At 34.8% G+C, this 16149-nt stretch carries 10 protein-coding genes; 6 read left to right on the top strand and 4 right to left on the bottom strand.

Annotated elements, in window-relative coordinates:
• Positions 1-940: 940 nt before the first annotated feature.
• On the bottom strand, positions 941-2410 hold the full coding sequence (cysS, locus tag F6K22_RS09885) for a cysteine--tRNA ligase (RefSeq protein WP_293096512.1): 1470 nt from the start codon (positions 2408-2410) through the stop codon (positions 941-943).
• Positions 2411-3248: 838 nt separating this feature from the next.
• Here cysS and F6K22_RS09890 point away from each other — a divergent pair.
• The 5 genes from F6K22_RS09890 (at position 3249) to F6K22_RS09910 (ending at position 10372) form a co-directional block, all read left to right on the top strand.
• A complete protein-coding gene (locus tag F6K22_RS09890) occupies positions 3249-4061 on the top strand; it encodes a sulfotransferase family protein (protein ID WP_293096515.1) in 813 nt (270 codons plus the stop codon).
• Positions 4062-4355: 294 nt separating this feature from the next.
• Positions 4356-4730, top strand: a complete 375-nt coding sequence (locus F6K22_RS09895) for a hypothetical protein (protein WP_293096518.1) — start codon at positions 4356-4358, stop codon at positions 4728-4730.
• A 324-nt stretch (positions 4731-5054) separates the two neighbouring features.
• Complete coding sequence (locus tag F6K22_RS09900; protein WP_293096520.1) at positions 5055-5291, top strand: hypothetical protein; 237 nt, start codon at positions 5055-5057, stop codon at positions 5289-5291.
• Positions 5292-5515: 224 nt separating this feature from the next.
• A complete protein-coding gene (locus F6K22_RS09905; RefSeq protein WP_293096522.1) occupies positions 5516-8734 on the top strand; it encodes a M48 family metalloprotease in 3219 nt (1072 codons plus the stop codon).
• Between the two features lie 1161 nt (positions 8735-9895).
• Complete coding sequence (locus F6K22_RS09910; protein ID WP_293096525.1) at positions 9896-10372, top strand: RNA recognition motif domain-containing protein; 477 nt, start codon at positions 9896-9898, stop codon at positions 10370-10372.
• A 4-nt stretch (positions 10373-10376) separates the two neighbouring features.
• Here the strand turns inward: F6K22_RS09910 and F6K22_RS09915 are convergent, their stop codons facing one another.
• The 3 genes from F6K22_RS09915 to pds form a co-directional block, all read right to left on the bottom strand.
• Positions 10377-10526 (bottom strand): hypothetical protein, encoded by a 150-nt coding sequence (locus F6K22_RS09915; protein WP_293096527.1) that lies wholly within the window; start codon positions 10524-10526, stop codon positions 10377-10379.
• 942 nt (positions 10527-11468) lie between these two features.
• Positions 11469-12407, bottom strand: a complete 939-nt coding sequence (crtB, locus tag F6K22_RS09920; protein WP_293096536.1) for a 15-cis-phytoene synthase CrtB — start codon at positions 12405-12407, stop codon at positions 11469-11471.
• Positions 12391-13836, bottom strand: a complete 1446-nt coding sequence (gene pds, locus F6K22_RS09925; protein ID WP_293096530.1) for a 15-cis-phytoene desaturase — start codon at positions 13834-13836, stop codon at positions 12391-12393. The genes crtB and pds overlap by 17 nt, the downstream gene beginning before the upstream one ends.
• Before the next feature lie 946 nt (positions 13837-14782).
• Between pds and dnaK the strand changes: the two genes are divergently transcribed.
• The coding region (dnaK, locus tag F6K22_RS09930; RefSeq protein WP_293096533.1) for a molecular chaperone DnaK at positions 14783-16149 on the top strand (1367 nt) is incomplete at its 3' end.

The following is a 16149-nucleotide window of genomic DNA, read 5'->3' on the forward strand; positions in this document are numbered from 1 at the left end:
GCAAACCCTATTTAAACCTGAAAATGGCTTTAAATGAATATAAGCTTTAAAGTTGACTTTGATAGTAAGATTCAATTTACCTCAACTAATAAAGCTTTGATCTCAAATTAAAATAAATAGCTGACCGCTGTTAGCTCCGCATTCCGCAGGAAATGCTGACTGCTAAATGCTTACGATATATACATATATAGCAATCTTAATTTTAATTTTGAGAGATTGTAGATTTTTAGGGAATAGAGAATCTAGACTTTTAAGGAATAGTCAAATTATCACATATGATTTCTGATTCCTATAGTGATTAGGAACTTGATAAATGTAGATAGATTTTTCAGGTTTTTAGGTATGGGGAATAGCTGAACTTGAATGAGAGCGGTTGGCATTAAAATTACTGATAAATTCTTCCCCATTGAGAAATTAGTTATATCTTTTTACTCAAATTATCATAATTCATTTATTTGCTAACTTCTCTAAAGGTTTCTAAGCTGACTGATGTAGGGGTGTTTCAAAATCCCCTACTCCATCAATTTTCCCAGATTTTTCCAGATAAAAACTATAAAATCAAATTATGCCAGTTTTTCCCAAAAAATTTAAACTAATCAGGTATATTAAGCAAGAACTCAAGAAAAAACCTAATCATCAGTAATAAATTTATGAGATTTGTGCATTAATCACAATAAGTTTTCTCTCGAAGTTACAGAAATTTGCCAAGATGGTGAACTACAGTTTAATACTAATTTCTATTCCCTATTCGCTCAAGTCCTAAAACTTTGTAATTGATTAACTCCAAAACTGCCATAAAATTAAACGGATAGTGGTTTACAAGTAGTAATTTTATCAGAAAAATTCAGGTGGCTTGTAAATACTTTTCACAGAAAAGGAGATAATTGGAGTGTCTTTATGTTCCCTATTCCCTGCTTGTACTATTAAACCCAATATCTTTTTAATTTTGGTGCCAATGTGTTATGCCTCCTGGTTGATCTATTAGTTTAATACCTTGATTTTGCAGTTCATTTCTAATGCGGTCTGCTTCAGAATAATTCTTAGCTTTTTTTGCCTCTAAACGTTGCTGAATTAAAGACTCTATTTCATCATCACTTAAACCTCCAGGTTGATTGCTAATTTTTTCTTCTATTTGAATTTCTAAACCTAATACTTGTGACAACTTTACCAGAGTAACCCATTGTTTTTGTAACTCTTCTAAAGATGTTTCAGTTTTCCCCTCATGCACTAAAATATTACCCTCTCGACGTAACTCTTTAGCTAATTCAAATAAAACAGCTAAAGCACTAGGAGTATTAATATCATCATCCATTGCTTTCTGGAATTTTTCTACTTGAGAAGTTAATAACTTTGTCTGTTCAAATAAGGTTTTTTCTGGCATTTCCCATCCTAATTTAGAACCATGTTGGTTGGGAAATAATATACCTTCCTTAATAGTATTCCAACCATTTTCGGCAGAAGCGATCGCCTCTTCAGTAAAGTCAATAGGTTTCCGATATTGAGCGGTTAAAACAAACATTCTGACAGCCATTGGGTCTACAGGTCGAGCCAATAAATCCCGAATTGTGGTAAAATTTCCTAATGACTTTGACATTTTTTCTCCATTAATAGTCACAAAGCCATTATGGAGCCAATATCTTACGTAAGGTTTTCCCGTAGCAGCTTCCGACTGAGCAATTTCATTTTCATGGTGAGGAAAAATTAAGTCTGCTCCCCCAGTATGAATATCTATAGTTTCTCCCAAACAATCTCTTACCATTGCCGAACATTCAATATGCCAACCTGGCCTTCCTTGGCCCCAGGGAGAGTCCCATGCAGGTTCTCCAATTTTTGCTGCTTTCCAGAGGGCAAAATCAAATGGATCTTTCTTTTTAGCAGTCTCTAAATCTTCTGACTCTACTCTACCACTTGCGCCAGCTTGCATTTCTTCCAAACGACGGCCTGAAAGTTTCCCATATTCTGAAAATTTCCGCACCTGATAATAAACATCCCCTCCAGAAGGGTAAGCAAAACCTTTTTTTTCTAAATCCTCGATTAACTGTTTAATCCCATCTATTGTCTGAGTGGCCCGAGGATATTCATCTGCTTCTAGGATATTTAAGCGTTTCATATCCTCAAAGTATGTTTCTGTAAAACGTTCGGCCACCGACTCCATAGAAGTGCCTGTTTCTCTGGCCCGATTGAGAATTTTATCGTCTATATCAGTAAAGTTTTGCACATACTGTACTTGATAACCTTGCCACATTAGATATCGGCGGATTGTATCCCATACAATATAAGAGCGAGCATGACCTAAATGGCAATAGTCGTATACTGTAACACCACAGGTATACATTTTAATCTTACCTGGCTCTAGGGATTGAAAGTTTTCTTCTTGACGAGTGAGTGAATTGTACAGTTTTAAAGTCATAAAGTTAATTTCAGCAAGTTTTTTCTAATTTCAATTACTAAAGAGAGTAGCTTTTTTTTAGTTTGGTATTAATTTTATAGCATTAAGGAAAAATGTCGATTATTGATACTCCATTGTTTCAGGTATTCCATAAGTCAATAGCTGTAATAGTAATTGCTATATTATAGTATCAACTTTTCATCTTCACAATTCTGTAAATTTTTTTTCTAGTAATACTAAATAATTTGATTATAACAACAGAAAGAAAAGAATTGCTATTTTTTCCTATATATTCAACTAATAATTGTTTAGCCAGCAAATTATTATGGAATCAAAGATATTATCAAATCAAATTATTTTTGGGGAATGATTTACGCAAAATAATCTAAGACCTTATTCAATACTTAAGTTATTAAGTAATAAGTCATAAAAATGTTGGGAACGATTCTAGGATCGTTATACTATTTATAGCTAAGAATACTACTCCCTAATCCCTAATTAAATGATATTGAAAATTGTCAGAAAGTAAGCATTCAGCGGTCAGCTATTAGCCGATCAGCTATCAGCTATAAATTATTAACTCATTATTACACCGAATGAGGAATTAGTCGCATAAGAAAATTTAAAATTATCAATGAAATTGGTCATTAGCTAACCGAAGTCAAGTTATTAGGTTCAAAAGCTTATGAGCGAGAGCATTCAGCATTTCCTGCGGAATGCTTCCTTTTATGATTACCTTTCCTGAAAAATAAGAGGATTGACTAAAAAGATTTTTTTTTCTTTTTTATTCTATTGAAGTGTATAGGTTTTCAACCTTAATTACTTGGTAAAATTATATTGGTAAATCTTCCTTTTAAATATGATTGAGCAATTCAAGTATCATCTCAGAAATATAATTACTTTCAGATATTTCTCTATATTTTCTACAAATTTATTTCTTATTTTTGGTTGTCAAAGAAGTGGTACAACTTTGTTACTATCTATTCTGAATGCACATCCCCAGATTACTTGTGTAGATGAAACAGAGTTTCCTAGTCCATATCCTTTTCCCTCCGCTCAAAGATTGGCTGTTAATAAAATAACTAATCATTATTTATGCTTTAAAATGCTAGAGCATTCCCATAAACTAGATTTTTTAAAGAAATTTTATCCTCATGCCAAAATACTTTGGCCTCTGAGAAATCCTGATAGCACTATTTCTTCAATGCTGAGTCTTGTTAATTCACAAGGGGATTGGATCGATCGATGTGTTATACAAGAAATAGAAAGACTCAAACCTTTTTTTGGTCAAGAGTTAGAAAATAGGAATTTATCTGAGTTATCTAAAATTGAGTTGGCTGCAATTTATTGGTTATATAAAAATCAATATCCGACTTGGCTCAAAAATAATGGATTTCAAGTTTTAGAGTTTAAATATGAAGAAGTAATCCAAAACCAAAAAGAAATGTTAGGGAAAATTACTAATTTTTTGGAAATTAAATGGAGCGACGATCTACTCAATTTTTACAAAAAAAATCTAGGTAAATCTTTGGCAGGAGGTACACGAACAGATCGACCAATTAATACAGCGATAGCTAGCAATTTACAGGCAGAATTCAACTCTGAAGAAATACAGAAAATAAATTTAATTTTTCAACCTTTAATGCAGAAATATAGCTATACAGCGCTATAAAAAAATCGGGAAAAATCAAGTTATTAAAACGTCGTAATATTTTCTGATGAATGTCTTTTATACTGAGGATATGAATGCTAAAAATCCCTACTTATTCATCAGTATCAGGAGCAGTATTTACATATTTATTGCTTAATCGAATCAAATAGGATAGTAACTAATGAGTAACTCACGTTCTGGTATTTTTTATGTTGCTGCTGTTCAATAATTAATAATTAATAATTAATAATTACCTCTTCTATAATAGAGGGATTGGTTAAAAGGATTTTTTCTATTTTCAAGGGGAGATTGGATATGGCGCCGGTAATCCATCCATCCCATCCTAGGTCATGGGACCCATTCATGTCGGCGACAGCCGAAGTGCGTTTGCTTCAGCATTCCGATAGGAAAGTTATGCGTAGCAAAACGACCGCTCTGTTGGTCGATTGGATATGCCGAGGAGACCTCGGCATCCCATCCTACGGACTGCTCCGCAAACGACCGCTTTTTCTCCTTGAAAGAAGAGGCTTTAAACCTTATTTTTTCGGTAAAGATTATATTGATGAAGCTTGCAATTCTGCTAAAAGTTTAAAAAAAATTAATCCATCTATAAAAATATCCCTAGCTTGTAATCAAAACCCTGAATATAAAGATAAATATTTACTTCGAGAAAATTCTTCGAGTAGATGAAGAGGTAACTTGTAGAAATGAGAAACTGTTTGTAAAATAAGTCTTAAGAGAGTTGTTGAGTCACTAAAATCTAAAAGTAAAAGGTACTTCAAGAGATTGAAATTTGGTAGATTAAGAGGTGGAAAGGTATATATATTCCCTTTATTTTAACTCTTCAATACTTGTCTTAATTTCTTCCTCCCTTCCCTCCATACCTATTCCCAGTTAAGTGTTCCCAGTTAAGTGTTCCCTATCTCCTTTTTATATTTCCTGATACATTCAGTCTCTGAAAGGTTGCTATTTAAAGTCAAACATTTATATTTTTTATCACCTTATGAAAAAACTTTGTTTGCTAGTGACTGTGAAAGTGGCTTGGACATATTAGAATATTTTGTTCTTGCCCTAGTTCCAGCTCAAGTTGATACTAACTATCCAATTTTAGAATCAGTAAATAAAATTCCATCTAAACCATTAAATACAGGGATAATTTTTTTAAAAAAGAATGAAGTTAACGATCTGTTATTTAAAGAATGCATTAATGTCTACACAGATAAGCCTTTATCTAATAAAAATTTACGATAAACTGATCGAACTTCTTTTGTGGAGGCATTACTAAAATCTTCGTCAACAATGTTTCAATATTGGAGCAGATAATATTGACTACAGTTGAACTATAAATTATATAATTTTTTGAGCGTAGTTCTGTAACCTTTGCCCAATTGCCTTTCCTTCCTTTTTCATAATACTGATGCCACAAAATTTTATATGACCAATTCATAAAAATATCAACATAAAAAATTTAGTCAATGATAGATAAAACATCCTCTGCTACAGATAACTATGTGCCAGAAAAACCATCTCTAAAAGCTGGATTACTTGCTCTTAAGCAAAAAGATTATCCACAGGCGATCGCTCACTTAGAAATAATTGCTCAACAAGAATCTCTCAAGCAAAAGTTAAAAGCTCAGATGGGTTTAGTTATTGCTTATGAAAAAACCAAACAAGTAGATCGAGCTATTTCTTTGTGTCGTAATCTTACTAAAATTTATGATAGTGAAATTCAAAGCTTTGCTCATCGTCATCTCAAGGAATTATTAAAACGATATCCGCCCAAAAATCTGAAAAAATCAACAATTCCTGCCCCTAAAGCTCCAGAATCATTTCCCCAAAATCAACAACCTCTTAAAACAGGATTTGTTCCTTTTAATCCTACTTCAGATAAATCTAAATCTGCCAAAAATAGCAATGACATCTCCAAACAAAACATTGATTTATCTGTAGAAACTGGTTTTAAACCAATCGCAGAAAATACCAATATCTCAGAAATAAAATCTAGTCAAAACTCAGATTACCTAAAGCATTCTCAGTCAAATAAAAATGATATAGAAGCAGATCAAAATAAATCACCTGCTTTATCAAGCATAGTTAATAAATCAAATTTAACAAACACAAATCAATCCCAAAAAATATCAACAGAGATTACTTCAGACTTCCCAAAAAATCCTAGTCAAACTTCAGATATTGAACAGTATGCCCAGCCAAATAAAAATCATATAGAGGCAGATCAAAATCAACATCCTGCTTTATCAAGCATAGTTAATAAATCAAATTTAACAAACACAAATCAATCCCATAAAACATCAACAGAGATTACTTCAGACTTCCCAAAAAATCCTAGTCAAATTTCAGATATTGAACAGTATGCCCAGCCAAATAAAAATCATATAGAGGCAGATCAAAATCAACATCCTGCTTTATCAAGCATAGTTAATAAATCAAATTTAACAAACACAAATCAATCCCATAAAACATCAACAGAGATTACTTCAGACTTCCCAAAAAATCCTAGTCAAACTTCAGATATTGAACAGCATTCTCAGCTAAATAAAAATCAACAGCCTGCTTTATCAAGCATAGTTAATAAGCCAAATTTAACAAACACAAATCAATCCCATAAAACATCAACAGAGATTACTTCAAACTTCCCCAAAAATCCTAGTCAAACTTCAGATATTGAACAGCATTCTCAGCCAAATAAAAATCATATAGAGGCAGATCAAAATCAACCGCCTGCTTTATCAAGCATAGTTAATAAGTCAAATTTAAAAAACACAAAGATTACTTCAGACAAACCAGAAAATTCACCTAAATTAAAATGGCGTCAAGCAGGAAGGGCAAAAGGAGGTCGTCGCCTTAAATCTGCTAATTTAACTATTTTATGGTTAGAACAAATAATTGTAGGTATTGCTCTATTTTGGCTAAGTCTTACAATACTAAAGTTTAGCTTAGATGCTACGAATGATTTTCTAGTTTGGCTACCTTATTTTCGACCAATTCAATTTTTTTATCGAGACCCCACTCGAAATTTTATAGTCTTTCTACTCGGATTATTTATATTCTCTCCCTGGTTAATTGATGGATTATTAATACTGACTTATGGTCTCCAAACTCTACCAACAACAACTCTAATTAATTACAGTAAAGAAGCAAATAAATTGCTCCGTACTTTTTGTAAAAAACAAAAAATACAGGGAATTGCATTAAAGGTATTACCAATAGATGTTCCAATAGCATTTAGTTATGGATGCTTACCTCGTTTTTTCAGAATAGTTGTTAGCCAAGGATTGTTAGATAATCTAGCAGAAGATGAAATTGCTACTATTTATGCTAGAGAAATTAGTCATATTCAAAATGGAGATTTCCGGTTAATGTCTATGGCTAATCTGATGCTTCAAATTCCCTACACTATTTATTGGCAATTAACTTCTTGTGCCGATCGGTTATTAGATTTGATAAATCATCAATTACCTGATTTTTTACCAGGATTTATCAAATATTTTTTACCCATTTTAGTATCCGTTTTTAGAGTGTTCGCTGCAATAATTTCGACTCTTAGTTATGGTCTATATTGGTTACTGAAATTGCCTATTTTATGGTTGTCTCGTCGCCGAGTTTATTATAGCGATCGCCAAGCTTGTAATTTAACTGGTAATCCTAATGGTCTCACGCGAGCTATTCTGAAAATTACAATTGGTATGGCTAATGATGTCGAAAGTCAAGGCAAAGTTAGGCATTTATTCGAGAGTTTTGAAATATTAATGCCAGTAGGAATAAACCAAGCTATTACTACTGGTAGTGTTGTTTCAAACAGTATTTTTGAATCTATTTTTAACTGGGATATTGTTAACCCATATCGTCAATGGTTAGAGCTTAACAATAGTCATCCTGCCCTTGGCGATCGCTTAAAAAGATTAAGTTTATACGCTAATTTCTGGAAACTAGAAACAGAGTTAAATTTAGGAAATATAAATGCCGATCTAACTGCAAAAAATAAATTAAGTCCTACTCAAGAAGAAAATATTGATACTCCACCAAACCTTGATTGGCAGAAACTTTTACTTCAGGGAACACCATTTTTTGGCATATTAATAGGTCTAATTTCTGCTATTTTATTGTGGTTAATAGGTGTAATTTCATCTGCTATTGGTCTTTGGCGTTTAGATTGGTTATTTGGAGATATTTCTATTTTAGTTGCTTGTTTGGTTATGGGTTTTAGTATTGGTATTTTGATGAGAATTAATCACTTTTTTCCTGATATTAAGCAGACTAAACTTTGGCAAAATCCTGACTTGGCAGAATTGTTAACCGAGCTAGAAGCTTTGCCATTAGATAGCCAAATAATTCAGTTCAAAGGCAAACTTCTTGGTAAAAGCGGAATGAGTAATTGGTTGGGACAAGATTTGGTTCTAAAAACAACAAAAGGTCTGGTCAGATTGCATTATTCTAATAACTTTGGTCCTCTTGGTAACTTATGGCCTAATATTGATCGTCCTAGCGATTTTGTTGGTAAGTCTATAACTGTCACTGGTTGGTGGAGGCGAGGAGCTACTCCTTGGATAGATATCAATACTCTGAAAACTGAAAATGGTCAATCTATTAACAGCGATCATCCTCTCTGGTCAATAATTGTAGCTTTTGCTCTTGCAATATGGGGAGCTTATATGGTATACACTGGCAGATTTTAATTATCAGATTTTGTAAAGAAAAGTTGCATTCTTGAACCAGTTATGTTACATTTATTTACATACAGTAGCTTAACCCAAGCGACCTCATAGTTTTGCCTAGCTCAGGAGTTTAGTCTGATGGAGCTAAATTTGTAGAGATATGACAGATTGAATAAGGTAAACATATGCTGACAACAGTAAGCATTACCTTAGTAAATATGGTCTGTTGACACACAGAAAACTTCTACTTAACTCATAACAGATAAGACTTTTTGGGTGGCAAGTGTCAATCTCCCAACACAGCAAGTTCTACCAGCCACAAATGTAGGCTGGTTTTTTCGCGATTCATAAATTTTGCACTCGGAAAAGTAGGGATTACTGAACAGCGTAACTGTACTATGAAGATACAAGTAAATAGTGAAATTTTAGAAAAATAGTAGATATTGACTTAGGATTATGATAAGTTTATAGTAGTTAAGAAATTACTATCCTGTTAACAAAGGAAAGATAAGCTGTAAGCATTTCCGGTTTGGTTGAAAAATTAAGTCAAATATTATGATTAAGTTTTAGCCCTCACCAAGTAGGAAGTTTTATCTATTATAAATTTGAGAAATGCGGTAGGCTTTATCGTCGATGCCTGTGGACGGAGTGCTGCCGACTAGGGGAGCCGTCGGATTGGCGACGTATCCGGTAGAAGGTAGGGATGCTGCATACAACGTCTGTACACATTAAAACATCACTAATTGTGACGTTTTATATTAGTTTTATGAAGCAGTATACTTGAAATTAATATCGTATTAGCAATTGGGTTGTTTGAATTTAGCAGGCTTTGAAGTTATATTTAAAAGTTGGGACGATAAGTGTTTAGCAAATCAATATCAAAAAGAAGTAATTGAGCAATGCCTATAGTTTTGTTTGTTGGTTGAGTGATGAGCAAAAAGTTTAAAGAAAAACCTGACAAAATAAAAATATTTGTCAGAGTTGACCAAAATGAGAAATTAGAAATCATTTCATCTGTAGTAAAGGTGAGTATAGGTATTTGTCAAAGTTCTTTACATTTCAAAGTCTGGAGCAGTTTTTTTTGATTCTGCTCTTGTTTTGTGTTCAGTCAATCTCAGTTGACTAAGTTTTCGTTTGTTGTAATTTAAACAAGTAAAATTCAAAGTCTGGAGGAATTTTCCTATGTCAATTCGTTTGTATATTGGTAATTTGCCTAAAGAGGTAATGGAACGTCAAGAACTGCAAGAAGTTTTTCAAGAAGAAGGTGATAGTGTTACCACTAAACTGATCACAGATCGTAAAACTGGTAAATGTCGTGGTTTTGGTTTTGTGACAGTTAAAAATGATGAACAAGCTGACCAAATTATTGAAAAGTATAACGGTTATCAGTTTAGAGAAACTCCTTTAAAGATTGAAAAAGCATTACCTCGGTCTAAGAATAAGAGTGAGTCTGAAAATACTGAAGCTGAAGCTAAACCAATTAGCAAAAACAATACTAACAAGAGTAAAAAATCTCGTCGTGAAAAGGATAAAGGAGGAGCATCTAAAACTGCTAGTAGTACTAGCTCTAGTGGTAATGATGCAGTTCAACCCGATCCCCGTTGGGCTGATGCTTTAGCAGAGTTGAAGCAACGTTTGGCAGCTAGCACTAATTCTTAGGAATTTAGTTGAGTAAACTCAAAAATATTATCAAGCTGACATCATTGTAGATACAGCCCTTTGCAGAACAATTAGGTACACAGATTAAAGCAATAATCTTTTGAGAAAATCCAACATTATCTTGCTCATTGTTGTCAATGTACCAATTAGTCATGCAAATTTCTGTAGATTCATTGTAGATATAGTTTTGTAATCATCCCTATAGCTATATCTACAAAGTTACGGTCTAAAATTTAGGTACTGATAAACAAGTATAATTTTACTCGTCTAATACCAATTCCCATGCATTAATGCTATACTTAGGCAACACTTCAGTTATTAAGTAATTAACATAAGCATTTGGAACCTTTTTGCTAATTTTAAGTCAAGTTAATGTTAATTATTCTTATGTTTACTTCTCGCTCTCGGAGGTTGTGCAACGTCCCTACCTACTCCCCTACTCCCCTGCTCAATAAAATGTAGAAAAGTTTTTGAGAAATGGTATAACTTATGGCAATTTAAGGGATTTACCAACTCACATCCTTACATCTTTAGCACTACCCAAGCTCTAAAGTGTATCTAGTATTAACCCTAGATTGAAACAGTTAACAATTAACTGATGAGTGAAAAAGCCTTCGATTTAATAAATCAAAGGCTTTTTATTTCAAATATATAACTCAGAACTTACGCAAAGACACCATATATATTAAATCAAAAGTATTAAATCAAAACTATCATGTCTTATAATATGTAGTGTCTTTTGAATAAATCTGCAACCTAAACACACTAGAATTTTAAGTACTGAATTAGCTTGAAAATAAAGTGCAAGATACAGGATCAATAAAAATCAAAAAACAGGCGAAATTCCTAGTCAGGTGAAGGAAAAATGCAGAAAAATTAACAGTAAAACTATTGGCAATTGCCTATTCCCCATTCCTTTCCCTTAGCAAAATACTTTTTCAGCAAGTCCTATGTAGTGTTTAAAATTTATGGATTGTGTCATTTATGTAACTATTAATCCGAAGTTGAATTAAATAGTTTATCCATTGCACAAATCCGCAAATTTAAACATTTTCCCACTAACTGTTTCTTCAAGGTATAGATACATTGCTAGAAATTATAAGACTTTTGACCTCAGAAATGCTATGGGCAAACATAGTAACTTGCGAGGAGTAGAAACGTAAGCTCGACGATTAAATACATCATATTGATTACGCTCAATAGCATCTAAAATCTTACTATAAAGCATAGAAGCTGACCAAACAGGCCAACGAATATCAGCGCTCAAACGCTTAATACCTCTCTCTGCATCAACAAAAAACTTACGCGCCCTGTGAATCTGAAATTTCATCAACTCTCGCCAACGGTCATCAATTACACCATTTAATAAATCCTCTTCGGTATAATCAAATAAAGCTAATTCTTGTAAAGGAAGATAAATCCGACCCCGACGAGCATCTTCTCCTACATCTCTTAAAATATTTGTAAGTTGATTAGCAATTCCTAAGGCGATCGCTTCCGATACAGGAGACTGCATTTTTGGGCTGGGGTTCCAGGGAGTGGCAAAATTTGATGTTTCTACTCCCATGACTGGCATAGTCATTAAACCAACTGTACCTGCGACTCGATAACAGTAAAGTTTCAGTTCCTCAAATGTTTGATAGCGACTGCGGTACAGATCCATTTGCTGACCTGCAATCATATCACGAAACGGTTGTATATCTATGGGGAATCGAGATAGGGTATCTACCAATGCTACATCTGCATCTTCTAACGGATAGCCAGCAAAGATAGATTCAAGATGTTGTTCCCATTCTTGCAGGGTTTCTGTGGTTGTGGTATTTGACATGGGTCCATCTACCAGTTCATCTGTACGACGACACCAGACATAAATTGCCCATATCGCCTTACTTTTAGCCTCTGGCATTAACTGAGTACCCATGTAAAAAGTTTTAGAATATTTGGCTGTGACTTGACGACACAGCTCATAAGATTCTTCTAAAGATACCAGGGATGAACGAGTCATGCGTTGGGAAGATTTAGACCGTTGCAGCATTCTTTGCTGGCTTTGGAGTTGTTCGTTGCAGATTTGCATGAGATTCAAGGTGAGTAGAAGCTGCTTTAGCGATCGCCTGCGCTGTCAGTTTGCCAGAAAGTACGGCTCCTTCCATGCTAGCTAGATAGCGTTGCATTGTATAGTCTCCCGTTAGGAAGAAATTTCCAATTGGAGTTACTTGGGAAGGGCGACAGTCTTGACGACCAGGAGTAGCTTTATATACAGAGCGGGGCGTTTTGACAACGTGATATTTCAACAACTTAGCTGGAGATTCTCCTGTAAAGTGAGCTGGAAATAATTTTTCCAACTCTGCCATTGTTGCTGCGACTATTTCTTGTTCGGATTTACTAATCCAATCTTTGGCGGGTGCTAATACCAATTCCAACATCGAACGGTTGGGATTAGCATATTCGCGACAAGTGTTACTCATGTCTGCATAGACACTTAGTAGGGGCGATCTGGAAAACAGTAAATGGTCTATATCTGTGAGCTTACGATCAAACCACAGATGTAGATTTATTACTGGTACTCCTTCCAAACCATTGAGCTTTTGAAAATATTCCATCTGCTGCCAAGGTTTTGGCAACATTACCTTTAGGGGATCGACTGGCATTGCTGACACATAAGCATCAACCGTCATAACTTGATCTTGTGCTCCGTCTAATCCTCTAATTAGGAATCCACTGACTGTAGCATCATCGTTTAGCAGAAATTCCTTTATCGGTGCGTTTAACCGCACTTCCCCGCCTCCCTTCGTAATATATTCTACCAGAGGTTGACATAATCGTTCTGTGGGAGAACCATCTAAGAATGCCATTTTAGATCCATTTTTCTCTTGGAGAAAACGGTTAAGAGCTGTAAGAATTACAGTCGAGGATATTGCTTCTGGACCGATAAAGTTCAACGCTTTTGACATGGCGATGAATACTTCTTTTTCCACTCTTGGAGGCACATTTTGTTTTTTCAGCCATTCTGAGAAACTGTATTTGTCCATTTTCTCCACATATTTTTGGCCTTGGACTATGGCTGGGATCAGACCTATACCGAACCTGATTTTTTCTGGCCAGGTTAGCATATCATTATTGCGGAGAATAGCTACTATCCCATTCAAAGGCGCTGGAATATTAGGAAAATCGAATCTAGAGTATGTTCCTGGTTTTTCTGGCTGATTAAAAATCATTGTGTGCTGTTTCCATTGCAGTCTATCCTCTATATTCAATTCTTTGAATAGCTGCAACATATTTGGATAAGCACCAAAGAATATATGTAGACCAGTTTCATACCAGTCTCCCTCTTCGTCCTTCCAGGCTGCCACTTTACCTCCGAGTACGTCCCGCCTTTCGAGGACTATTGGAGTATGACCCATGTCTGTCAAATATTTAGCACAGGAAAGACCTGCTAGACCTGCTCCGGCGATCGCTACTCGCATTTGCTTGGGTTTAAACCTCTTAAATTAAATTTACTTATTTTTTATTATTATAACTTTACAAGTTGTTACAAAATTCAGCAAGACCTAATTAAGTTATTTTTGATTTTTCTGAACATAAATTTCTTTGTGTCCCTATTTTTGACAAAAGAGTGTAAGTGTGGTAATACTACAGCGAAATTAGTAATAGAGTTGTGTTATCTTAATAAAATGTAAGAATACTTGAGTTAGCTGTTTAATTATTAATAACAGATTAAGAGTAACAGACAAAGGTACTTTAAGAGTCGATACCTAAAAAATAAATCAATAGAATCAATTTGGGTTATTATGATTTGGAGTATGGGAGTAAGGGAGTGGTAGAGTATTTTCTCTCTTTTTCTAATATTGCTTCTCTACCACAGATGCCTCCTAAAAAGCTTTTGATATAATATACACAGGCATTACGCCAAGGTACTATATATGATGGTGTATTGTGTAATTCCTAATTAAGTATCATAGCTCGTGGCTTCCACAAAGGTATTATACATATATAGAGTTAAAAAACTGTAACGTTCTAGTTTTTAACGCTATATGTATGGTGTATTGTATAATTCCTAATTAAGTATCATAGCTCGTGGCTTCCACAAAGGTATTATACATATATAGAGTTAAAAAACTGTAACGTTCTAGTTTTTAACGCTATATGTATGGTGTATTGTATAATTCCTAATAAGTACCTAGGCAAAATTCTTTGTATATCTATATCCTTCGTAAACAAGCTTTTGATACAAATTTTATATCTAATTAATTTTGCATAACTACTTAAAATTTTTAAATCCTCCATCAAAAATTTCTTACCTATCACAAGAGAGCCTTTAATCTAGATTAGATAGTGAGGCAATCCTCAAAAGACCAAAGAATTTGACACGATAAAATAATTAACAAAAGGATAGAACAAAAAAACTAAGGCATGGGCAAAGTAGTCGGCATAGACCTGGGTACAACAAACTCCGTAGTATCCGTCATGGAAGGCGGAAAACCAATTGTGATAGCTAATTCAGAAGGAATGCGGACAACACCATCTGTAGTTGGCTTCACGAAGGAAGGAGAACGAATAGTGGGACAAATGGCCAGAAGGCAAACAGTTCTGAATCCCCAGAACACCTTCTACGGAGTCAAACGATACATTGGACGCAAATACTCTGAACTATCCCCAGAGTCAAAGCGCGTTCCCTATACCATTCGTCGGGATGAATTCGGCAATGTTAAAATCAAATGTCCTCGAATGAAACGAGATTTTGCTCCAGAAGAAGTCTCAGCTATGATACTGCGGAAACTAGCAGATGAAGCAAGTCGCTATCTGGGAGAGGAGGTAACAGGAGCAGTAATTACCGTACCAGCTTATTTTAATGACTCCCAAAGACAAGCCACTCGTGATGCGGGGACTATTGCGGGCCTAGAAGTCAAACGTATTCTCAATGAACCAACAGCAGCATCCCTGGCTTATGGATTAGAAAATACAGAAAACCAGGTGATTCTGGTCTTTGACTTGGGTGGTGGTACATTTGATGTCTCAATCTTGGAAGTAGGAGATGGAGTATTTGAAGTTAAAGCTACCAGTGGAGATACCCAACTAGGGGGTAACGACTTTGACCAACGAGTAGTTGACTGGTTAGCCGAACAATTTATAGAAGCAGAAGGAATAGACTTGAGGACTGACCGTCAAGCTCTACAAAGACTGACTGAAGCAGCAGAAAAAGCAAAAATCGAACTATCTGGGGTTGGAGTAACAGAAATTAATCTCCCCTTTATTACTGCCACAACAGATGGCCCTAAGCATTTGGAAACTAGGCTGACTAGATCCCAATTTGAAGGACTTTGTGGAGATTTAATTCCTAGAATCCGACGTCCTGTAAAAATGGCCTTAAAAGATGCTGGCATTAGTCCCTCTATGATTGATGAGATAGTATTAGTGGGGGGGTCAACTCGGATTCCTTTTGTCCAAGATTTAGTTTACTCTCTGATAGATAGAGAACCAAATCAGGGAGTTAATCCTGATGAAGTTGTGGCAGTGGGGGCGGCTATTCAGGCTGGGATTTTAGGTGGTGATGTACGAGATGTGTTACTTTTGGATGTTAGTCCATTGTCTGTGGGCTTAGAAACTATTGGGGGAGTGATGAAAAAGCTCATTCCTCGGAATACTACTATCCCAGTACGACGTTCTGATATCTTTTCTACTGCAGAAAATAATCAGACTTTAGTTGAGATTCATGTTATTCAAGGAGAACGAGAAATAGCTACTGATAATAAGTCTCTCGGAAAATTTAAGCTCACTGG

This window comes from Okeania sp. SIO2F4 (assembly GCF_010672385.1).
In the GTDB taxonomy this organism is placed as follows: domain Bacteria; phylum Cyanobacteriota; class Cyanobacteriia; order Cyanobacteriales; family Microcoleaceae; genus Trichodesmium.

Coding starts and splice junctions, on each gene's coding strand:
- F6K22_RS09890 (WP_293096515.1), top strand. CDS start 3,249: ATGATTGAGCAATTCAAGTATCATCTCAGAAATATAATTACTTTCAGA.
- F6K22_RS09910 (WP_293096525.1), top strand. CDS start 9,896: ATGTCAATTCGTTTGTATATTGGTAATTTGCCTAAAGAGGTAATGGAA.
- pds (WP_293096530.1), bottom strand. CDS start 13,836: ATGCGAGTAGCGATCGCCGGAGCAGGTCTAGCAGGTCTTTCCTGTGCT.
- F6K22_RS09915 (WP_293096527.1), bottom strand. CDS start 10,526: ATGACTAATTGGTACATTGACAACAATGAGCAAGATAATGTTGGATTT.
- crtB (WP_293096536.1), bottom strand. CDS start 12,407: ATGCTGCAACGGTCTAAATCTTCCCAACGCATGACTCGTTCATCCCTG.
- F6K22_RS09895 (WP_293096518.1), top strand. CDS start 4,356: ATGGCGCCGGTAATCCATCCATCCCATCCTAGGTCATGGGACCCATTC.
- F6K22_RS09905 (WP_293096522.1), top strand. CDS start 5,516: ATGATAGATAAAACATCCTCTGCTACAGATAACTATGTGCCAGAAAAA.
- cysS (WP_293096512.1), bottom strand. CDS start 2,410: ATGACTTTAAAACTGTACAATTCACTCACTCGTCAAGAAGAAAACTTT.